We start from the raw sequence: 21613 nt of genomic DNA, 5'->3' as shown, positions 1-21613 counted from the left end.
GGGTCCTCAGCGCCAGCTTCAAGCGCATGTTCGACACCGGTTACGTCAGCGACAGGCCCAGGATGTCGACAACAATTCGCGTGACCTCCGGCCACTTCTCCTCAGGCAATTCTGCCAGCCATGGGCCCAGTTGTTCTCTTGGGACCGAGCGAATCCACTCCGGTTTCATTACGCAAGGACCAGGTAGACCGTCGTCCGGTCCCAACCGAAGCTCCCAGGGCAGATCACGAATTTGGCTAGACAGCGGAATGACAGGAACGAGCGGCCAACTCGGCAATAGATCCGACCGACCCACCACAAGAACTGGGCGTCGCTTGTCCGGACGGTCAAATCGGAACCAGCGGATGTCGCCCCGATCAATCACGGCCAACCATCGCCGTCATCTTCGATCGGGCCTTGCGGTCCCGATTCAACCCACTCGCGCCAAAGCTCCGCTTGCTGTGCGGGGGAAAGATTCCGTTCCTCATCGAGGAGTTCAAGCCGCACGCGAACTCGCTTGCCCTCCAGGCTGGGAACCGGCTTCTCCAGCTCCACTCTTTGCCCATGAACTGTCCCGCGTGTCTCCATACTACGAAGGATAGCACGAATGGAGTGTCAAACAGCAGCCCGAGCACACCACCCCGCACGGCACTGATCGTCCTGAATTGACAGCCGAACGTCGTGAATCAGCGGCGCGATTTATCGCGGGTGTTGTCCTGTTCTCGCCCTAATCTCATCTGCTCTTTGCCAAGCGAATCTGTCTAGGCAAGAATCCTCCAACTCGTCTAGCGTCTTCCGATAGGTGACAACATCGTTGCCGATGTCATCGCGCCAATCAGCGAAACTGGGAGCAGGCAGTTGAAGGGTGTCCCAAAGCTCTCGGATGTCGGTGGCGGCTTGGCGAAAGTTGTTCACATACTCCTCCGTTCTATTCGGGTAACGCTTCTGGACTTCGTTGTACCCCGCCGCGAACACATTCGCGAGACGCACGTCGGGCATGGGATGGGTAGAAAGATCTTCTTGCTGGGGATTACTCGTATGTAGGTCCATCATTCGGAACAGCACGCCAATGGCACGACGTCAGCTGCATAGCGGATATGCTCCCAACAATCGGCAGAACCTCCCAATTGTTGGGCAACCTCGGCAGCGATCCGGTCACCCGCTATCTCGGTCATCCTGGCGAGGATATGAACCTCCAGAACGTACCGTTCGGGAATCCTGGCATATCCAATCTCAATGATAACGGGAATGCCATGCAACGTTAGCTTGATGCAGGCGCCACGCAGCGGCGCCTCTAAAATTCGTAAATCGTCTCCCAGCGAACTCAGCAGACTTCCGGCTTGAGCAATATCCATGTCGTCTGGAGCTCCAGCCTGAGGAAACAGTCTATGAAAATGAGCGTAGGGCCTACCTCGAAGCATTATTGAAGTCGCCTTATCCCCTCAAAGCTTCGCTTCCTGAGCCTCACAACGCTCTGTGGCTCACCGGCGGCGGCTACTTCCCTGAAGATTCAGGAGAATGAGGTGGCCGCCGTCTGGTGCAGCCACTTGTTCGGCGCTCCTTCCGTTCCTAGGACGACTTGCGCAGCCGCTCGCGAACCCACTGACGAAGAAGAGTCCTTTCCCCTACGCCCCTGGACTCGGCAATCCGCTTGAGTGCTTGAACATCCTGTGTGTCTAGTTTGATGGGAACAGTCACCGATTTTCCACGGATGAACACCCGCTCAGTGACTTCTTCGAGATCGTCCTCGAAATCCGTCAAGTCATGCGTGTCCCAAAACTGAGCGAGTTCTTCAATCGAGTCGGTCTCGGGGATGCGCGGTGGTCTCATTTCCTTTTCCATTTCTTGAATCTTGCCTTCTCCCGTCGAGTCATTTCGCGAGCTGTGACCGGGAATCCCTTGCCGTCGGGAAACCGGATGACCACGCAGAACAGATACCGTCCTGCGCAAGTTTGCCAGTTGCACACCATCTGTGCAAAACGGAAGGAAACCTTTTTTTGAGGGGAGCGACCACTTTCCCGCGTTGAAGTTAGTACCTCATGCTCCTATTCGCTCTATTCCTGATCGCTTCGCCGCCCTGCAACGCTGCGGATCGTCTTGAGGCTGGATTTGCAGGACCCGCTTTGGGCGGGTTTCGCTACTTCGCTCTTCTAGTCGATCCCGAACTCAACACGGCATGCGAACTCGACTATGACACGACCCGCTGGGCCATCGTCAGGCTGGGGTTTCAACCTGCCTTGGGCGGCACGACTCCGGAGTTCTCGGACGTGGATCGGCAAGCCTTTCTAGAAGGCATCGAGGCCAAGCGGTTCTCCGAACCGGGTACTACTCTTCCGGGGAAGAAGAAGGGGATCCTCAAGGCCGCTACGGTTGGACCTAACGTAGTAGAGATTTACTTCCCTATACCGCCCGGCTTTTGGGAGCGCAGACGCAAGGTCAAACTGGAAGCCAGTATCAACGGGTTGAGCTTCTCAAAGAAACTGCGAATCCGCTAGTCCCACCCCTTCTCGCCCAGGATATGATCCAGCAGGGCGTTCCTCAGGTCCTCCACGGCCTTCTTGAAAGCCGGCCGCAGTGTGGAGCCCGAGGGCATTCTCATCCTTGCGTGCGCTGCGAAGGTGACGTTCGTTGTAGTCTCCTTCACACCGGAAATACCTCGCCACCGAACGGACTTACCTGACAAGAACGGCTTTCTGTATTCGATGCCCTCTTCCGAGACAATTGCTTTGCCGCTTACTTGGAAGCTCGCCAAGGCACTCAAGACTGCGAAACCCAGCAGAATCAGACCGGCAAAGGGCTCAACCTGCAGCAGCGGCTGCACCGCAGAGCGCGGCAATGCCGATCGCGACACCTCCCAGGCTGGCGACCCCGATGGCTGCACGACCCGAGGGCAAAGATACCCCGCGCGATACCACCGAGTGCGAAGCCGGCCTTCGCCCCGCTGTTGCCGTTTTCAGGCAGGATCCCAGGTTTGCTTCAGCCACTTGATATCCTCCTCAATCGGTAATGATTCTGCAAACTCAATCAGGTAAGGAATCTTGTCGACGTCATCCAAAGGCACAGTCGTTCCAGATGGGAAGACCGGGGCGATGCGGCGGTAGCGGTTTCTTAGAATCTGGCGGCACTGATAGTCGGCGATTCCGGCAGTCCCATCGAGCATGAGACTGATCAAGGGCTTGATCCATTGCGCGTAGCCCCAATCGTGGGACTTTCCTTTGATGTACTGCAAGCTCACACCTGTTCCAAGTGACAGCAGGAACACTTCATCCAGCGAAGGATTCGGTTTGTAACGGGCATCCTGGGTTTGGGCAAGCGCACACATGGCCGGATTGCTGGCGTAGACGCCACCGTCAACGTAACCGTCGACCGAGGGGAAGTATGTCGGTGCGGCGCTGGAGTATAAGCCGACGTCCGCCGCACGGAAACCCCGATCGCTATTGGGACCGGGAAAGTTGTGGAACAGCTTCGGCTTCCAGGTACGACGCTCTGACTTCGGGTCCTCGTTGTCAAGATCAAAAGCTGTGATCAAGACACGCTTTTTCAATTGGCCCAGTGTCGTATTACCAAAGAGCTTGCGCAACTCCCGGCGAAGACCCTTGATGCCATAGTCGGCCCCTCGAAGTTTGCCCAGATCCCCGAGGTTGTCCAGCCAAGAGTCGTCGAAGATCTTCGGCCCCCGCTCGACGTACAAGTCTCGGATTGTGGCCAGGTCGAGCTGCTGGGCGATCCCAAGCGCCAGCAGACCGCCAGTGGATGTGCCGGCGATCAAATCGGTCTCTTCGAGAAAATCCTCCAGTCCCGGCGTTGCGATGATTCTCTGAAGAACGACGGTCGTGAGGAGCCCTCGGATGCCTCCTCCATCAATCGAGAGGACACGATACTTTGCCATGGGTACCTCCTGTCTTTAGTGCAGCCTGGCGGTCTCTCCAATCTGAGCGGCGCCGTAGAAGGCGTGCGGACGTTCGGGGAAAATCGTCACCTGCACCTCGGGTGGAAAATCGAGCGATGGACTCGCCGATATTCTCGGGCGAGCGGTTCGCGGTCTTCTTTCGCAATTTGTCAATTCCCGGTTCCTCGACGATCTCTGCCGAGGCTTCTTCGTCGTTAATCGCTCCTATTTCCTCACACCGCAATGCTGGTAGGCGGCATGGTAGAGCACATTGCGGGACGATACGTCGTAAATCCAGTCCAACGTAACGCACCTTCCCGGGGAGCCGTACAGGTGCAGCAGGTCCTCGTTGATCCATGCGAATGAATAGCCGCGATACCCGCGAACCAGGACCGTGGCGACTGGGGTGTCCTTCTCTAAAATGACCGCCTTGGCCAGTGACTTGTCGTAGGGCACTTCAGTCAAATCGGACTCTTCCAAGAGAACTAACGTTCGCGTCCTGGAGGGAGATGTTGAAAGCGGGGTGGCGTCTTCCAGACTATCCTCGGCGGCATCAAAAGCGCGGAAGATGGGGGCTCGATCCTCTAGTCCTGCTGCCGACAAATCGAACTTGATCGGCGTTTTCTGCGCCCAGCAGACGGAAGCGAACACCAGAGACGTGGCTAAGAAGAATATTGATTTCATCGTTCAGTTAAAAATTGCATGGTCAGATTCCTATCCTTCGGCAACTTGCATGTAGCCGTCGGCACGCAGTTCCTCAGGATCTTCTCAGATTTGCACCCCCGGCAAAAGTCAGCGGGTCTTCATGAAGTCGTAGAGCCAGGCGCGGGCGTAGGACCAGTCGCGCTTGACGGTGGCGGTGGAAACGTCCAGCAGTTGGGCCGATTCTTCGACGCTGCAGCCGGCGAAAAAGCGCAGCTCCACCACCTTGACCAGACGTTCGTCCTCTTCTTCAGCCAGTGCGGTCAGGGCTTCGTCGAGGCCCAGCAGGTCCATGCGCGGGTCGGCGGACTCGATGTCGAGGTCGGCGAAGGTCACGCGCTGGGCCTCGCCGCCCCGCTTCTGAGCCGACTTGCGGCGGGCGTGTTCGACCAGGATGCGACGCATGGAGCGGGCCGCGGCGGCGAAGAAGTGGGCCCGGTTTTCCCACTCGGTTTGCCCTCCTACCAGACGCAGGAAAGCTTCGTTGACCAGCGCCGTGGGCTGCAACGTGTGTCCCTGACGTTCGCTGCGCATGAGGGCCCCGGCCAAGCGCCGCAGTTCGTCGTAGATGCGGTCCATGAGGTCTTCGTAGGCCTCGTCGTCGCCGGCGTTGACGGCCTTGAGCAGGGCTGTGACTTGAATGGGTTCGGAGCTCACCTTGGATTCCTTTCCGATGTCTGCATGGGAGCAGTCTGAGCGGGGGCGGGATGGGCGGGTTCACCGTCAGCAGGGGGCGCACTGTCTTGGCCGGGGACGGTCCCTGGGGGCGGTCCGCTGAGGTGGAGTTGGCGCAGGCGCTGACGGATGCGCCGCAGATTCCAGATCTGTATGCGGTTGGTGCCGCTGATTCCGGCCAGCAGATCCCCCGAGGGCGAAAAGCGCAGTCCCTCGAAGACAAGAGCGTCAGGAGTTTCCAGGCTCATCAAGGGTTGGCCGGACCGGGGATCGGCGAGTTGAATCTGCCGCACCGAGGAGGTAATGGCCATCAGTCCGCTGCCCTCGTCGAAATCGATGAGACCTGCGATGTTGGAAACCCTGAGAGGGCGCTCGATGCTGTAGAGCTCCCTCCAGGTTTCCACTTCCCAAGCCTTATAGCTGAGGTTGGAGCCGGTGATGAGCAGTTTGCCGTCAGGACTGAAGCCGACCCGCACCGAGTCCAGCCCCCGGCAGAGCACGGCCTGCACGGACCCGTCGCCCGTGTTCCAGACCTGCACGCGGTCGCCTCTCCAGTTGCCCGCCGCCAAGAGAGAACCGTCGGGAGTGAGGGAAAGGCTGTCGAGTTCCTTGATGGCCCGCAAACGGCGCTGCTTTTGCGGATCCTGCAAGTCGATCAAGACGACCTCCTCCCCCTGCAACAATGCCGCGTTGCGGCCGGAGTCATCGACAGCGACCCGCTCACAGGTCGGTCCCAGCACAGTCTCAGGACGCAAGTCCTCCGCCAGGGGTCCATGGGGGGGCAACTCCCAGCGCAGCAGCCCCTGCTGAGTACAGCCGTAGAGGTGGCCCTGGAGGGGATGGAAGAACAAGCCCTCGGTGGGCGAAGTGCTGAGGACGCGGGCCGGCCAATAGCCGTCGCTCTCCCACAGGATCAGGCCGTCGGTTCCCGCCGAGGCCAGCCAACGTCCGTCGGGACTGAAGACGGCGCGGGACGGGTTCTTGCCGCTGTGGCCGTAGAGGGTCCGGAACATGTCCTCATGCAGCACCGTCCACACGCCGAAGCCGGCTTTGGTGCGATAGGCCAGCTTGCCGCCGTCCTTGCTGAAGCCCCGAGCCCGAACCGGGGCCCGCAACAGTTGCTCTCCGGTGACGGCGTGCCAAAGTCGAGTCGTCTCGTCCCAGGAATAGGTGGCCAGCAAAGGAGAACGCGGCGAGAAATAGACCTCGACGATCTCGGCGTTGTGGCCGCGGTAGCGACCTAGAGGCGTCCAGGTGGCGGCTTCGAACACATGCAGGTCGAATCCGCTTCCCACCGCCAGCAAGCGGCCGTCGAAACTCCAGTCCAGCGCGAAGATGATGCCGGGAAGCTGAATCTCGCGAATCAACCTGCCGTCGAACTGATCGCGGATCTGAAAACGGTGCTGGCGACCGATCGCCACGGCCATCTGTCGATCGACGGGATTGGGCGCCAGGGCGGTGGCATAGTCAGGCAGGCCGACCTCGCGCACCTTTTGTCGCTTGGTCACGTCCCACCAGGTCAGGCCTCCCTCGTCGTCTCCCAACAAGAGGAGATCAGTCCCGGGAAGGAAGGCGATGGACTGGCCGGAGATGGCCGTGGGCAGATCGAGCACCGTCCGGCGGCTTTCCAGATCCCAAACCCGCACCGAGGCGGTCGGCCCCACGTCTTGGGGATCGTGGTACTTAACGGCCAGATAGCGGTTGTCGGAGGAAGCCGCCATGTACCAGGGATCGGGTCCGTGTCCGGGAAGGAACCCCAGCATCCGGTTGTCGGCGATACGGCGGATCTCCACGCGTCCGCCGCGGACGCCCAGCGCGTAGCTTTCCAACCCGTCGAGCATGAGGGTGGCGATGGGATCCGAAGACTCGACCGGCCATTCATGATCGAGCCGCAGGTCGGAGAGCAGCAGCGAAGCCACGGCTTCGTCCACCAGGTCCTGCCCCGGCTCGATTTCGGCGGCCTGCTCAAGCAGCCCCAGGCTGGCCAGGCGCTGGCCGGGGAGTCCGCTGCTGCGGTTGGCGCGGGCCTGGGCCACCAGCGCCGCCCTCAGCCGGTGGGTGGCGCTTTGTTCGGCCCGTTGGGCCCGTTCCAGGTTCTGGCGCAACAGCAGGCTGGCCACCGAAGCCCCCACGGCCAACACCACCACCAGCAAGATGACAGCCGCTCCCAGCGAAGTGGCCACCGGCTTGCGGCGCCAGATCAGCCAGAGCCGCTCCATCAGGTTGGATTGGCGGGCGCGGATGGGCTCGTGGTTGAGCCATCGTTCCAGATCGTCGGCCAGTTGCAGGGCCGAAGCATAGCGCAGCTCGGGCTCTTTGCTCAGGCACTTGAGGGCGATGGTCTCCAGATCACGGGGGACGGCTCCAGGACGTTTGCTGATGGGAGGCGGAGCTTCCTCCATGACCTTGCGGAAGACCTCCGAAACATTGTGTCCTTGAAAGGGTTGATGACCCGCCAAGGCCTGGTAGAGCAGGCAGCCCAGGCCGTACACGTCGGTCTGCACGGTCACCTCGCCCTTTGAGGGCGTGATCTGCTCGGGAGCCATGTAGGCGGGAGTGCCTAAAGCCCATCCGGTTTCGGTGCGGTCCTCGCCGGGATCGATGCGCTTGGCGATGCCGAAGTCGGCCACGTAGGGAGTCCCGTCTTCGTCGAGGAGGATGTTGGAAGGCTTGATGTCGCGGTGCAGCAGTCCTCGTTGATGGGCGTGGTGGACGGCCTGGGCGATGGTGACCAGGAGACGCACCAGGTCCCGCGGCTGCTGGCGCAGCCTCGCGAACTCTTCGCTCAGGCTGCGTCCTTCCACCAGCTTCATGGAGAAGTAGTGGCGTCCCTCCAGTTGTCCCACCGCGAAGACGGGGACGATGTTGGGATGGTCGAGGCGGGCAGCGGCCTCGGCCTCGGCCCGGAAGCGCTCGACCTCGCGCTTGGTGGCGAACTCGCCCACCCGCAGAAACTTGAGAGCTACGATGCGGTTGAGGCTGATCTGGCGGGCCCGATAGACCACGCCGGCGCCTCCCGAGGCGATCTCCGAGAGGATTTCGTAGTCTCCCAGCACGGTGCCGGCGGGGAGGCTGGGGATGGGCCCGGGAGGTTGCTCCCAGGGCGGGCTGTCGCCGTCCTGTCGGGAAACGTCGAGCGGTCCGCTGCCGCTGTGGGCCTCCAACAGGCGTTCGACCTTGGCGTGTGTCTTGGGGTCTTTGCGGCGCAACTCCACCAGCAGCCGCTCCCGCTGGTCGGGCGGCGCGTCGAGGATCTGGAGAAACCATTCGCGGGCGCTGGATGCCATAGTCGAAGAACCCTCTTATTTTACTCTAACGGCCTCGGTCTGGCATGGCCAACGAGACAGAAATCAGCACAGGGGCTTCTGGCAACAATGGTGGGGATCGCCGCAAGGATGCGCCTCCCACCCGCCGACGATCCTTTCCACACACCAACCCCGCCGCCGGCTGGCGATCTTGCAGGAGGACTCTGGGGGAAGAGCCGCCCGCCTTCCAGAGGGCTACCTGCCTCAACAAACCGAGCGGAGAGAAGCCTGGTGGGAGGAGTCTGGGGGAGGCGGCCGCCTTCCAGGGAGCAACCTGCCTCAAAGGACCGAGGGGAAACAGGCCTGGTGGGAGGCGGCCTCCTCCTGAGCCCAAACCGTACCCGCCGCAGCCCAGACCGCCAGCACGTCGATCAGAACTGCGGATAGCCATTTGCTGCCTGTCATCTTCGCCCACCTTGCCTTTTTGCCTTTCCTTATACCTTCTTGAAGTCCGGCTGACGAACAGGCCCGTTGACCCCTTTCACCGCCGCACACGTCAAGGTATGCTAACGAGGAGGTTCATCCATGAGGAATCTATTGACACTGGTGGTGCTGCTTCTGGCCCCTTTGGCAGTCGCCCTGCAAGCCGAGGACTGGCTGCAGGACGTCCGCTGGATCATCAGCGAGCAGGAGCAGGCCGAATACAAACAGGCCGCCAGCAAGAAAGAACGAAAGGCCTTCGTCGAGGCCTTCTGGCAACGGCGCGACCCCACTCCGGGAACGCCGGCCAACGAGTTCCGGCGCCAGTGGGAGCGACGGCTCCAGTTCGTCAAGAAGCACTTCCGCGAAGACCGCCCCGCCGCTGAGACCGACCGCGCCCGCGTCTATCTGCTCAACGGTCCGCCCGACGAGATCAAGACCCAGAGCGGATATGAGGTGTGGCTCTACAAAGGCGACGAGACCCGCGAGTGGTTGGCCAAGGACTTCGCGGTGGTCTTCCAAATGCCCAGGGCCGATTTCTTCGACCAGTTGGGGGCAGCCCGGGTCTTGACCGCCCCGCCCAGCGCCGCGGACCACAGTACGGGAGAGGCCCAAGCCCGTCGATACCAGTCGGGCGTCACCACCAACAAGAGCCGTTCCGCTCGCTACAAGGTGGTGCTGGCGGGGCCGCAAGACGACGTCCTCAAGAAGGACGGGTCGCTGCGGGGCACCATCATCTTCGAAAAAGGAGACGCCAGCGATTACATCGGGGCCGTGCTGACGCCGCGATAGCCGGGGCGGCAACGGATGGTGGAGGCATCGGGCAGCAGCAGATGGCCGCTGGGATGCGCATCAGGCTACTCGGCCCGCAGGGCCAGGGTGGGGTCGAGACGTGAGGCTCGGCGGGCGGGCAGCCAAGCGGCCAGAGCGGCGCAAGCCAGCAGGACGCCGATGACCAAGCCCGTCGAGGTGAGATCCCACAGCTCCACGCCGTAGACGGTGCCGGCCAAGGCGCCTGCCAGGACGGTCGAGGACGCCAGTCCCAAGAGCAGGCCCAGCAGGGTGGTGGTCATGCCTTCGCGCAGAAACTGTCTCACGATGGCCACCGGGCTGGCTCCCAATGCCAGGCGCACCCCGATCTCCTGACGGCGTTGGCCCACCGAATAGCTGAGCACGCCGTAGAGTCCGATGGCGGCCAGGGCCAGGCCTCCCAGCGCGAAAAACCCCATCAGCAGGGCGCTGAAGCGTTCGGGACCCAGGAAGCTCTCGATGTTCTCTTCAAAAGTGATGACCTTGGAGACGGGCTGGTCGGGATCGATTTCCCACACTGCCTGGCGCAAGGTGCCTCCCAGGGCTTGAGGAGCCAGACGGCTGTGCACCACCAGATCGATATTGGACTGATTCTCGCGCTGCCAGTAGGGAATGTACCAGACCGGGCGGTCGATGCGGAAATTGGGCCGATCTTCTTTGACGTCCTCAACCACGCCCACCACGGTCATCCAGGGATTCTCCTCATCGGGCGAGAAGATGCGGACACGGCGGCCCAGCACCGACTCCTGGCCGGGCCAAGCGCGGCGGGCGAACTCCCGGCTCACGACCACCACCGGACGCGACTCCTCGCGGTCGCCCTCGCGCAGGAGGCGGCCTTCCAGCAGTTTCACCCCGATGGTTTGCAGGTAGCCCGGGCTGACCAGCCGATGGGCCGTGATGGGAATCTGGGAGGGATCGGGCTCCGGGGCCCCTTCCACACGGAAACCCGCGTCCCAGGTGCCGTCGTCGAGCGGGATGTTGTTGGTGATGTCGGCGGAGAGCACGCCCGGCAGCGACTCGGCCTTCTGCAAAAGCTGGCGTAGGAAAGCCTTGCGGCTGTCGAAGTCGGGATAGCGGGCCTCCGGCAGCGACAACTCAAGGGAGAGGCGGTTGTCGAGCTGAAAGCCGAAGTCGACACTGGAAAGGGCTTGGAAGGAACGGACCATCAGTCCCGCTCCGGAGAGCAGGAGCACGGCGAAGGCGATCTGGACCACCAGAAGTCCGCTCAGCATGCGGTCGCTTCCCTGCCCGGCGCCGGCCTTGCCGCGGCGCTGCAGCAGATCGGACACGTTGGCGCGTCCCAGGGCCCGTCGGGCGGGCAGAAGTCCGGCGGCCAGTCCGGTCAGGGCCGTCAGAGCCAAGGCTGCGGCCGTCACCCTCCAATCGAAGGGACTGCTCTGAAAGACCTCGGTGGCGGCCCGGGACTGGACGGGAGACATCTCCAAGAGCCAGCCCGTCAGCAAGTAGGCCAGCGCTATCCCGGCTCCGCCGCCGACCAGAGCCAGCAGCAGTCCTTCGCTCAGGAATTGGCCCAGCACCTTGGAACGGCGCGCGCCCAGGGCACTGCGCAAAGCCACTTCGGGGAGGCGTTTGCGCGAGCGGGCCAGCAACAGATTGGCCACGTTGGCGCAGGCGATGAGCAGTACGAAGAGGCAAGCCGCCGCAACGGCCCATAAGGCCGGACGCAAGTAGCCCTCCAGGTCGCCCGTGATCTGCTGACGCAGAGGGATGGCATGACCGAACCAGCCTCGGGTCAGCCGCGGACGGTCCTGGTGCAGCCGTTCGGTGATGGAGCGCAGTTCGCTGCGGACCTGCTCCATGGTGACCGAGGGTCTGAGGCGACCCACCAGGTAGTAGGCGTGCCCGCTCTTCTCCTCGGGCGTCATGCTGGAAGGCTGGATGGCCAGAGGCGTCCACATTTCGGTCCTGGAAGGCAGGTCGAAACCCTGAGGGAGCACGCCGATCACCTCGTGGGGACGGTCGTTGATGCGCAGGGAGCGGCCCAGGACGCCTTCATCGCCTCCGAAGCGGCTCTGCCACAGGCTGTATCCGATCAGCGCCACAGCCTCGGCGCCAGGTTGGTCGTCCGCCGCCGTTATGAGCCGTCCGCGGGCGGGTTCGATCCCCAATACCTCGAGGTATCCGTGAGATACAGCCGCACCCGAGAGCCGTTGCGGATCACCATCGCCGGTCAGGTTGAATCCCCTTTGTTGACCCAGCCCCAACTGCTCCACGGTGTCGGAGCTGCCCAGGTAGGCCTCGTACTCCAGAAGCGAAGCGCCGTAGGGATCGAATCCTTCCCTCAAGGAGAGGATGTAGGCCACCGAATCGATGTCCCGAACCGGCAAAGGCCGCAGCAGCAAATTGTTGATGACGCTGAAGACCGAAGTGCTGGCCCCGATGCCCAGCGTCAGGCAGAGCAGCGCCGCCGCCGTCCAAGTGGGGTTGCGAAGGAATGAACGAAGAGATTGCTTTAGGTTTGTCATGCTTGTAACTGATTCATACGAAAGCACTTGTAGACAGTTCCTCTTTTCAGTCGCCAGTCATGGAGAGAAGCGGGTTGAACTTGGGCGGGCTCGTGTCCGTAGGGTAACGGTATGAAGCGAAGGAACAGGTATGCCTCGAGCTCAAACGAAAGGACGGCGAAGATATGAAGACAGGCAGGATTCTGGCGGCGATTTCAACGCCTTTGGCATTGCTCTTGGCTCAAACGGTGCTCTGGGCTCAAGAACAGGAGGGCATCCAGGAAGCTCAACCCGACCCGGTTGAGCAGATTATCCTCGGGAACCGGCTGGCCGCCGGGGTCGAGGATTCGGCTCTGAGCGGTGCGGGCGGAGAGTTCCTCTTCAAGCAGGCAGCCCAAGCCCGCATCGTGGTTATCGGAGAGGCTCACCTGACCCGAGAGATTCCCCGGTTGGCCCAAGCCCTGGCCTTGTCGCTCAGGCCGCATGGTTACGGCGTCCTGGCCATCGAAACCGGTCCCTCGGGAGCCGAATTGCTGACCGAGGAACTCACGGGCGCCGAGGATCTGACGCCGCTCAAGGAAACGCTGCATCGCTTTCCCCTCACCTTGCCCTTCTTCAACAAGGTGGAAGAGGCCGAGTTGGTGCGGCGATCACTGGCGCAGGGATACCAGGTGTGGGGACTCGACCAGGAATTCTTGGCCAGCGACCGCTACCTGCTCGACCGCCTGCTCGAGCTGGCGCCCGACGAGGAGGCCGCGGCTTACGTCCGCGAGCTTCAGGCCCTGGCCATGGAGGGCGCCCAAGCCTACATCGCCACTCAATCTGCCGACAATGTCTTCTACAACGCTGCCACGCCGGAGCAGTTCGAGCAGCTTCGCTCCAAGATGTCCGGCGCCGGGGAGGAGGCCGCCAAGATCGTCGACGAGATGGAAGCCACCGCCCACATTTACCGGCTCTTCCGCTCGGGCAAGAACTACCAGAGCAACTACGACCGCATCCGCCTGATGAAGCAACATCTCAACGAGGGGTTCCGCCTCATCTATCAGGGAGTCGACACCCCGCGCATCCTCATGAAGTTCGGAAGCGTCCACGGCGCACGCGGCTACAGCGCGCTCAACCAGCTCGACATAGGCAACCAGGCCGCCGAACTGGCCGCCCTCATGGGAGGCGATTCCCTGCACCTTCAGGTCATCGGCGCCCGCTACGACCGGGAAGGGCAGGTGATCGAGGTAGGTCAACGAGCGCCTCACCTCAAAGTCTTCTTCGACAACTTGCTGGAAAGCCAACTGACGGTCTTCGACCTGCGGCCCCTGCGTCCTTACTTTCACCGCAAGTCCAACCGCCAGGGCTACGAGCAACTCAACGACCTGGTGTGGGGCTATGACCTGCTGGCCGTTTACCCCACCCTGCACAGCGCCCAGGACCTCAATCCCAATCCCTTGGCAGGGGCGAACGATTAGTACGTCTGGCCCATCGCGAAGCCCTCCATAGCCTCGGCGAAGGAGGCCCGCAAGGATGATGGGCTACGGCTTGCCTTTGGTCTCTGGCTGGACGGTTCATAGAAAGTCAGCACAGCGGTCGCTTGAGGCTCTGGTGGGGATCGCCGCAAGGATGCGCCTCCCACCTGCCGACGATCCTTTCCACAACACCAACCCTACCACCGGCTGGCCATCTTGCAGGAGGAGTCTGGGGGAGGGGCCCGCCGTCCAGAGAGCAGCCTGCCTCAAGAGCCCGAGGGGAGACAGGCCTGGTGGGAGGTGTCTGGGGAAGGACGCCCGCCGTCCAGAAAGCAACCTGCCTCAAGAGCCCGAGGGGAGACAGGCCTGGTGGGAGGCGCATCCTTGTGGGGGGGCTCCCTGGCTGCTACACTCCCGGCGTGAGATATCGAAGCGCTTCGCTGGCTGGCGTCCTGCTGTCGGCGCTGGCCTGGGGGATGGGGCAAGACAACGCCGTCCGCGTCCTGGACGCCATACCCGACTCCTACCCCAACGCCCGCACCGGCGGCAATTACATGTACAACTTCTACCTCCCTCCCCCGGGAACCGGATCGCCCTGGTGGCCCTCCTGGTCGCCGGACGGGAAGTGGCTGGCCTTCTCCCTGCAGGGCTCGCTGTGGAAGGTGGCCATCGGAAGGCAAGACGGCCATATCCAGCCCGGCCACGTGGCCTACCAGATGGTGGACGCTCCCGAGTACCTGTCGTCCCCCGAGTGGTCCCCCGACGGACGCTACCTGGCCTTTACCGCCGAGGACGACCGCCGCTCCATCAACCTGCGCCTGCTCGATCTGGAATCGGGACAGGTCAGGGCGCTGACCGAGGGCGATCATCTCAACCTCGATCCGGCCTGGTCGCCGGACGGATCGCGCCTGGCCTTCGTCTCCACCCGCCCCAACGGCTACTTCAACATCTTCGTGATGGAAATCAGCCGGGGAGCTCCGGGAGAAATCCGCCAATTGACCCAGGACGCCGACTTCGGCCGCAGCCGCCTCTACTTCGGGGCCCACGACCTGCACATCCAACCCGAGTGGTCACCCGACGGCAAGGAGATTCTCTTTCTCTCCAACCGCGGAATCCCCCTTGGGTCGGGAGGCTTGTGGCGCCTGCCGGTGGACGCCACCATTGAAAAAGCCCGGCTCATCCACAAGGAGGAAACCCTCTACCGCACCCGCGCCGACTGGTCGCCGGAGGGAACCCGCCTCATCTACAGCTCTCATCTGGGGGGCCAGTTCAACAACCTCTTCGTGCTGCCCGTGGAGGGCGGCGAGCCCTACAAGATGACTTTCGGCGAGTGGGACCGCTTCCACCCCCGCTGGTCGCCCGACGGGGAGTGGATCGCCTACCTCTCCAACCGCGGGGGACTGCCCCAGATCCGCCTGCTCCGGACCTTTGGGGGAACCGATGTCCCCCTCCAAATCCGCGCCAGGCGCTGGCTTGAACCGCCCGGACGCCTCAAGGTGAGAATAGAAGACGAGTTCAGCGGCGAGACGGTGGCCGCCCGCATCTACCTTGAGGCTTCCGACGGCAAGACCTACGTTCCCAGCGACGCCTATCACCGCATCGGACGGCTTGAGGAGCACCTCTTCCACACGGGCGGCGAGTTCGAAGTCGAAGTCCCCGCGGGAGAACTGCACCTGCAAGCCGTACGCGGATTCGAGTATCACCCGGCGGCCACGTCAGTCCGCATCGAGCCCGGCCAGGTCAGCCAGGTCAGGCTGCGACTGCGGCGCATGACCAACCTGAGAGCTTCGGGCTGGCGCAGCGGCAGCAATCACGTCCACATGAACTACGCCGGAAACCTCCACAACACGCCCGCCAACCTGGTCTTCATGGCCGAGGCCGAAGACATGGACGTGATCGGCGAAATGGTGGCCAACAAAGACAACCGCATCCTCGACCACCAGTTCTTTACGGGCCGTCCCCACCCCCTTTCAGATCAACGCCACCTGCTCTATTTCAATCAGGAGTACCGTCCGCCTTTTTACGGCCACGTCTCCCTCATCAACCTCACCGAGCACCTGATTTCGCCATACACTACCGGCTACGAGGGGACGGCCATCGAGAGCCTCTACCCCAGCAACACCGACATCTTCCGCCTGGCCCGCAAGCAGGGCGCCGCGGGAGGCTACGTGCATCCCTTCAGGGGTGACGAAGACCCGCTGGAGGGCAACCTGGGAGGCGCCAAGGGATTCCCCGTCGATGCCGCCCTGGGGACGGTCGACTTCCACGAGCTCATCTCCCACGCAGGATGGGCGGCCTTCCGCGTCTGGCACCGCATCCTCAACAACGGCTTCCGCATTCCGGCGGTAGGCGGGGAGGACTCCATCAGCAATCTGCACAGCACCGCCCTGCTGGGTCAGGTGCGCACCTATGCTCTCTCGGGACAAGACCTGACCTGGGAATCCTGGCTGGAGGCCACCCTTGCCGGACGCTCTTTCGTGACCAACGGTCCCCTGCTGCAGATGGAGGTGGACGGACACCTCCCCGGAGACGAGATCGCTTTACCCGGGGAAGGCGGCAGCCTGCGAGTCCGCCTGCGGGTCGACTCCATCGTTCCGCTGGACAAGGCCGAGTTGGTGATCAACGGCGAAGTCGTCCGCAGCGCCGACCTCTCCTCGCTGTGGACCCCGGAGCAAGGCCTGCGCTTCCAGGCAGAATGGGAGGTTGAGGCGACGGAAAGCTGCTGGATCACCTTGCAGGCCTTCCGCGACGGCCCGGTCCACCCCATCGACGACGGATTTCCCCAGGCCACCACCAATCCGGTCTGGGTCGGGGTGGGCGACCGTCCCGTCCGTTCCGCTGAGGACGCCGACTACTTCATCCGCTGGATCGACAAGCTCTCGGCCATGGCGGAAGAACACCCAGGCTGGCGCTCGCAAAAAGAAAAAGACCACGTCCTGGCCCAGTTCCAAGAAGCCCGTCAAGTCTTCCAGCAGCGAAAGTCCAGTGCTCCCGCTCGATAAACCCGCGGCAACGCGCACCGGACACTGGCCAGCGGAATGTGTTCTAATCGGTTCGCACCGACAAGACGTAGCTGCTGAAGGGAAGCATGGCACGAGCAAAAGCAGGTTTGCGGGCATGGCATCCCAAGGCACTGTTTGCCAAGCCGGACGCCAAGCTGGGCACCTTTCTGGGCGTTTTTACGCCTTCGGTGCTGACCATCCTGGGCGTCATCCTCTTCCTGCGAACGGGCTGGGTGGTGGGCCAAGTCGGTCTGGCGCCGGCTCTGCTCATCGTTCTGCTGGCCCATGCCATCACCTTCGCCACCGCCCTTTCCACCTCGGCCGTCGCCACCAACATGCGGGTGGGGACGGGCGGGGCCTACTACATGATCTCGCGTTCCTTGGGACTGGAGATCGGCGGAGCCATCGGCATTCCGCTCTTCCTGGCCCAGGTCTTCTCGGTCACCCTCTATGCCTTTGGACTGGCGGAGAGCATCCAGCTCTTCCGCCCCGACGTTCCCCAGCAGCCGGTGGCGGCGGCCACTGTCATCGTGGTGGCCTTGCTGGCCGCGCGCGGCGCCAGCTTTGCCTTGCGGCTGCAAGTTCCCATCCTGGCCTTGATCGGAATAGCCCTGATCTCATTCGCCGCAGGCGCGGCGGGGCGCTCCTCGGACAGCCTACCCCTGTGGCAAGGAGCCGCCACCGAGGTCAGCTTCTGGGCCGTTTTCGCCGTCTTCTTCCCCGCCGTCACCGGAATCATGGCCGGCATCAGCCTTTCCGGCGACCTCAAAGATCCGCGCCGCAGCCTTCCCCGGGGGACGCTGCTGGCTGTCCTGGCCGGATTCGTGGTTTATCTGACGGTGCCCATCGTCCTGGCCTTGACCAGCGATCCTCAGACCTTGTCCGAGGACAACCTGATCTGGTTCTCGATCGCCACCGTCCCCTGGCTGGTGGTGCCGGCTTTGTGGGGCGCCATCTTCTCCTCGGCCGTGGGCAGCATCCTGGGAGCCCCCCGCACCTTTGAAATGCTGCAAGAAGACCGTGTCATCCCCTTTTTGCCCAAGAAGATCTGGGGACTGAGCATGCCTCACTTCTTTTCCACCGCCCTGGCGCTGGCCGCGGTCGGACTGGGAGACCTCAACGCGGTGGCGCCCGTGCTCACCATGTTCTTCCTCACCACCTACGGCATGGTTAACCTGGTGGCCGGACTCGAGCAGTTGAGCGGAGCGCCCTCCTACCGGCCCACCATCCGGGTGCCCTGGATCGTCTCTCTGGGCGGCGCCGCCGGGTGCATCTGGGTCATGTGGCTGATCCAGCCGGCGGCCGCCATCGTGGCCGCCTTCGTGGAATTGCTCATCTACGCCGGACTGCGCCGCCGCTCGCTCAGCACCTCCTGGGGAGACGCCCGTCATGGCGCCTTGATATCCCTGGTCCGGGCCACTCTCTTGAAGCTGCGCGAGATGCCCGTCGACTCCAAGAACTGGCGACCCCACATCCTGGTCTTCGCCGGGGACGTCGAAAAGCGGCTCGACCTGATCCATTTCGCCTCCTGGCTCAACCAGGAGCGGGGCATCGTCACCGTCTGCAACCTGCTGGTGGGCGACCTGGAAGAACTCACATCCGAGGCTTCAGATCGGACCCGGAAGGCCAACCAGAGGCTCAGGGCCGCCGACTTGGTGGCCTTCGCCGAAACCGACATCGTCGACGATTTCGAAGAAGGCGCGGTCCAGGTGCTGCAAGCCAACGGCATCGCCGGCATCGCTTCCAACACCATCATGTTCGGATGGAGCGAGAAAACAGATCGTCTGCCTTCGGTGCTTCGCATCACCCGGAAGGCAGCCATGCTGGGCAAATCGACGCTGTTGTGCCGCATCAGCTCGCGCCGCTGGGTCAACTCCATGCGCAGCATCGACGTCTGGTGGGGCGGACTGGAACGCAACGGCGACATGATGTTGCTTTTCGCCTACCTGCTCTCGGCCAATCCTGAGTGGTCCGGGGCCCGTATCTCGGTCAAGGTCATCACCACCAACGAGATGACCTATGAACGTGCCGAGAACACCCTTTCGGGCCTCATCGAGCGCAACCGGATCAACGCCCGCACCGAGATCATCGAGTTGCCCGAGGACCAGACCGTGCAAGAGGTCATCGCCCACAAGTCGCGCCAGGCCGACCTCGTCTTCCTGGGCCTGCGGGATTCGCCCTTGGGCAGCGAAGAAGAGTACGCCAAACGGCTGGACAGCCTGGTGCAGGACCTTCCCACCGTTATCCTGGTGCGCGCCGCCGGTCCTTATGCCGGCCAACTGCTGGAGCGTCCCGACGTGAACGAAAACGGCAACGGAGAACCTGCCGAAGGGCTTCCCGATTAGCCGTGGGGAATCAGTCGCCGCGGCGCGCCAACTCGGCTTCGGAAGCGATGTAGCCGAAGGCGGCCCAGCCGGGCTGCTCGACGATCTGGCCGAAGATCTTCATGGCTTCTTCGCGCCGCCCGTTGTAGAGGTGCCAGTTGCCGATTCCGTAGCCGACGGTGGCCGACTGCAGTCCGTCCGCTTCAGGATCGAGCAGGTCCTGCGGCGTCTTCAGTCCCTTGTACATCAGCAGCAGGTCGTAGTAGGCCTGGTTTTCGATGATGTCCATGCCTTCTTCGACGGGCATGAGCACTTCCCGCGCCTCCTCCTGGCGCCCCAGCCGGCGCAGGGTCATGTAGAGCCAGTGGCGGGTGGCCACCTGCATGTCGTTGTTCCTGGAGCGCTGCAGGCATTCTTGATAGGCGTCCAGCGCCTTCTCGAAATCGCCCTTCAGGTAATGGGCCAACCCCAGGTGGTAGTAGATGTTGGTCTGCAAGGTGCTGGTGGGGACGTTGCGGGCGTTGGGCAAGCCGTCCTCTTCGACCTCGTCGGGCTGGCCCTGGGTGAGTCCGGCCGCCTTCTCGAAGTCGTCGATGGCCCAGTCGAAGCGGCGCAAAGTGATGAAACGGTGCCCGCGATGACGCAGCAGGTGGGGACTGGCTTCGTGTTCCTCCAGGCCCTGCGTATAGGTCTTGACGGCCTGGCGGTAGCGTCCCAGGTAAGCCAGCCGCCGTCCCACCCAGATCAGGTTCTCCTCGCTGGGATTCTCCCTGTAGCGCTTGCGGGCCTCTTCCAGCTTGGCCTCAAACTCGGCCCGCACCTCGGAACTCACAGGGGGCGTGCGCAGTTCCTTGCCCAGCAAAGACCGGGCCTGCACCTCGGGTTCTTCCTCCCTGTCCTGACCAGCTAGAGGTGCCCCCGCCATCAACAGGACGATCACGGCCGCCGTCCTCGCCAGACCCCAATAGGTCATCCGTTCAAGCATCAGTGCCTCCATTTCCTCCTGAGGATACCCGACCTTGCACCCGACTCAAAAGTATTAAGCTATTAGGACCATGACCAAAGACACGCTGGCCCTGTTTTCGTTCATCTGCCTGCTTTCGGGGCCTGCCTGCCAGGCCGCTTCCTTTCAGGAGGCCGCGATTTTCGGACCTCCGCAGCGTCTGGCCACCGGAAGCGAGCCCTCGGCCGTGGTGGCTGGCGACATTGACGGCGACGGGCGCCTCGATGCCGTGGTGGCCAACCAGGGCGATGGCGACCTGTCTCTTTTTCGAGGAGACGGTCAGGGAAGGCTGGTACCCATCGGCCGGGTGGCTTGCGGCGACAGCCCCACCGGACTGGCATTGGCCGACGTTGACGAAGACGGCAAGCTCGACGTCGTCGTGGCCAACCACGAGACCGACTACCTGACGATCCTCAGCGGAGACGGCCGGGGCGGATTCAGTCCCGCCCCCGACTCGCCCTTGACCATCGAGGTCAGCCCCCACCCGCATGAGGTGCGCGTCGCCGACCTGAATCAGGACGGACATCCCGATCTGCTGGTCGATCACCGCGACGGCGAAGGACTGCTGGTGTTGCCGGGCGCGGGCAAGGGGCGCTTGCAGTCGCCGGGGCAGCTCATCAAGACAGGAGGCGATCCCTACCGGGGCATGGAAGTGGCCGACGTCAACCGGGACGGCAAACTCGACCTGCTCACCCCCAATCCAGGCAACGTCGGGCTGGTCCTGGGCGAAGACCCGGCGACGCTTGCTTTTCAGCCCATCCGCACCGTCAACGCCCACCGCCCCTTCGCCATCGCCTTGGGCGATTTGAATGGGGACGGCCACCTCGACCTGGTCACCGCCTCTGAACCGTCTTCGCCGCCGGGAATCTTCCTGGGCGACGGCCAAGGCCGATTCAACGAGCACCCGAACGCCCTCTCCTCCCTGCCGCAGGGGGCCAAGAACATCGTCACGGCCGATTTCAACGGCGACGGATTCGACGATGCCGCCATCGCCAACTGGTCCTCTTCCCGAATCCTGCTCCTCTTAGGCGGGGCCCAAGAGATCGTCGAGAACCGCTTGCAAGCCGCCCCCAATCCGTGGGGACTGAGCGCCGCCGACCTCAACCAAGACGGCCGCCCAGACCTGCTCATCACCTCAAACACCGAGTCTCGACTGCTGGTCTTCCTTACGGGGCGCTGAGTAGTGCAGTGCGTCAGAGGTTTGAGCCACCTGTCGCGTTATTCCACGCGTTCGACCTTGGCCGTCTGAAACCCAGGGTGGCGCCGCCGTCTCGCTGGCGCTCGCCGGGGCTGACCCTGGGCTGGCGAATCGCTCCCTTTCAGGGAGCTTATACTGACTTTCAACCCAGTCGCTGCCTACCCACCGTGTCAAAGCTCAAGTACTGAAGGGGAGCGATTCGACTAGCCCTCGATTAGCATTAGCCCAGGGTGCAGCACCGTCTCGAGGCTCAAGTCCGGGCTCGCTGAAGGCGAGCGATTCGATTAGCCCAGGGTGCAGCCCGCGGCAAGCGAAGCGCAGCAAGGGCGAAACCCTGGGTACGGCGGTTCACCCCACAAGCTAGAATGCAGCATGGTTTAAGTC

The 21613-nt window shown here is 62.8% G+C and carries 15 protein-coding genes; 6 read left to right on the top strand and 9 right to left on the bottom strand.

The features are described from left to right. Positions 1-1028: 1028 nt before the first annotated feature. Together VLU25_03765 and VLU25_03760 are read right to left on the bottom strand one after the other, a co-directional pair. Positions 1029-1334: a hypothetical protein gene (locus VLU25_03765; protein ID HSR67036.1), complete on the bottom strand. Its 306-nt coding sequence runs from the start codon at positions 1332-1334 to the stop codon at positions 1029-1031. 214 nt (positions 1335-1548) lie between these two features. Further along, a complete protein-coding gene (locus VLU25_03760; GenBank protein ID HSR67035.1) occupies positions 1549-1821 on the bottom strand; it encodes a CopG family antitoxin in 273 nt (90 codons plus the stop codon). 281 nt (positions 1822-2102) lie between these two features. Here VLU25_03760 and VLU25_03755 point away from each other — a divergent pair, with 281 nt between their 5' ends. Further along, a complete protein-coding gene (locus VLU25_03755) occupies positions 2103-2474 on the top strand; it encodes a hypothetical protein (protein HSR67034.1) in 372 nt (123 codons plus the stop codon). 458 nt (positions 2475-2932) lie between these two features. On the opposite strand, the gene VLU25_03750 is transcribed toward VLU25_03755, so the two are convergent. The 5 genes from VLU25_03750 to VLU25_03730 form a co-directional block, all read right to left on the bottom strand. Beyond that, positions 2933-3868: a patatin-like phospholipase family protein gene (locus VLU25_03750; GenBank protein HSR67033.1), complete on the bottom strand. Its 936-nt coding sequence runs from the start codon at positions 3866-3868 to the stop codon at positions 2933-2935. A gap of 225 nt (positions 3869-4093) precedes the next feature. Then, a complete protein-coding gene (locus VLU25_03745; GenBank protein HSR67032.1) occupies positions 4094-4552 on the bottom strand; it encodes a hypothetical protein in 459 nt (152 codons plus the stop codon). A gap of 108 nt (positions 4553-4660) precedes the next feature. Further along, positions 4661-5227 (bottom strand): ECF-type sigma factor, encoded by a 567-nt coding sequence (locus VLU25_03740; protein HSR67031.1) that lies wholly within the window; start codon positions 5225-5227, stop codon positions 4661-4663. Beyond that, positions 5224-8532: a serine/threonine-protein kinase gene (locus VLU25_03735; protein ID HSR67030.1), complete on the bottom strand. Its 3309-nt coding sequence runs from the start codon at positions 8530-8532 to the stop codon at positions 5224-5226. The genes VLU25_03740 and VLU25_03735 overlap by 4 nt, the downstream gene beginning before the upstream one ends. 297 nt (positions 8533-8829) lie before the next feature. Next, positions 8830-8955 carry a hypothetical protein gene (locus tag VLU25_03730; GenBank protein HSR67029.1) on the bottom strand — a complete coding sequence of 42 codons (126 nt, stop codon included), beginning with the start codon at positions 8953-8955 and terminating at the stop codon, positions 8830-8832. 120 nt (positions 8956-9075) lie between these two features. On the opposite strand from VLU25_03730, the gene VLU25_03725 reads away from it, so the two are divergent. Next, positions 9076-9762: a GWxTD domain-containing protein gene (locus VLU25_03725; GenBank protein HSR67028.1), complete on the top strand. Its 687-nt coding sequence runs from the start codon at positions 9076-9078 to the stop codon at positions 9760-9762. A gap of 65 nt (positions 9763-9827) precedes the next feature. Here VLU25_03725 and VLU25_03720 read toward each other — a convergent pair whose 3' ends face one another. Beyond that, a complete protein-coding gene (locus VLU25_03720; GenBank protein ID HSR67027.1) occupies positions 9828-12266 on the bottom strand; it encodes an ABC transporter permease in 2439 nt (812 codons plus the stop codon). Between the two features lie 164 nt (positions 12267-12430). Here VLU25_03720 and VLU25_03715 point away from each other — a divergent pair, with 164 nt between their 5' ends. The 3 genes from VLU25_03715 to VLU25_03705 all read left to right on the top strand — a co-directional run bounded on the left by VLU25_03715 (position 12431) and on the right by VLU25_03705 (position 19049). After that, the gene (locus VLU25_03715; GenBank protein HSR67026.1) at positions 12431-13705 is read left to right on the top strand and encodes a hypothetical protein; all 1275 of its coding nucleotides are present in this window, start codon (positions 12431-12433) and stop codon (positions 13703-13705) included. A 416-nt stretch (positions 13706-14121) separates the two neighbouring features. Then, the gene (locus VLU25_03710; protein HSR67025.1) at positions 14122-16704 is read left to right on the top strand and encodes a CehA/McbA family metallohydrolase; all 2583 of its coding nucleotides are present in this window, start codon (positions 14122-14124) and stop codon (positions 16702-16704) included. Positions 16705-16790: 86 nt separating this feature from the next. Further along, a complete protein-coding gene (locus VLU25_03705) occupies positions 16791-19049 on the top strand; it encodes a Na-K-Cl cotransporter (protein ID HSR67024.1) in 2259 nt (752 codons plus the stop codon). Between the two features lie 10 nt (positions 19050-19059). Here the strand turns inward: VLU25_03705 and VLU25_03700 are convergent, their stop codons facing one another. Next, positions 19060-20013, bottom strand: a complete 954-nt coding sequence (locus VLU25_03700; protein ID HSR67023.1) for a tetratricopeptide repeat protein — start codon at positions 20011-20013, stop codon at positions 19060-19062. Positions 20014-20083: 70 nt separating this feature from the next. On the opposite strand from VLU25_03700, the gene VLU25_03695 reads away from it, so the two are divergent. Further along, on the top strand, positions 20084-21211 hold the full coding sequence (locus tag VLU25_03695; protein HSR67022.1) for a VCBS repeat-containing protein: 1128 nt from the start codon (positions 20084-20086) through the stop codon (positions 21209-21211). Positions 21212-21613: the final 402 nt, after the last annotated feature.

The sequence above is a fragment of the Acidobacteriota bacterium genome, from assembly GCA_035471785.1.
Lineage (GTDB): Bacteria > Acidobacteriota > UBA6911 > RPQK01 > DATIPO01 > JANQFM01.
This window is presented reverse-complemented; position numbering and strand designations above follow the sequence as displayed.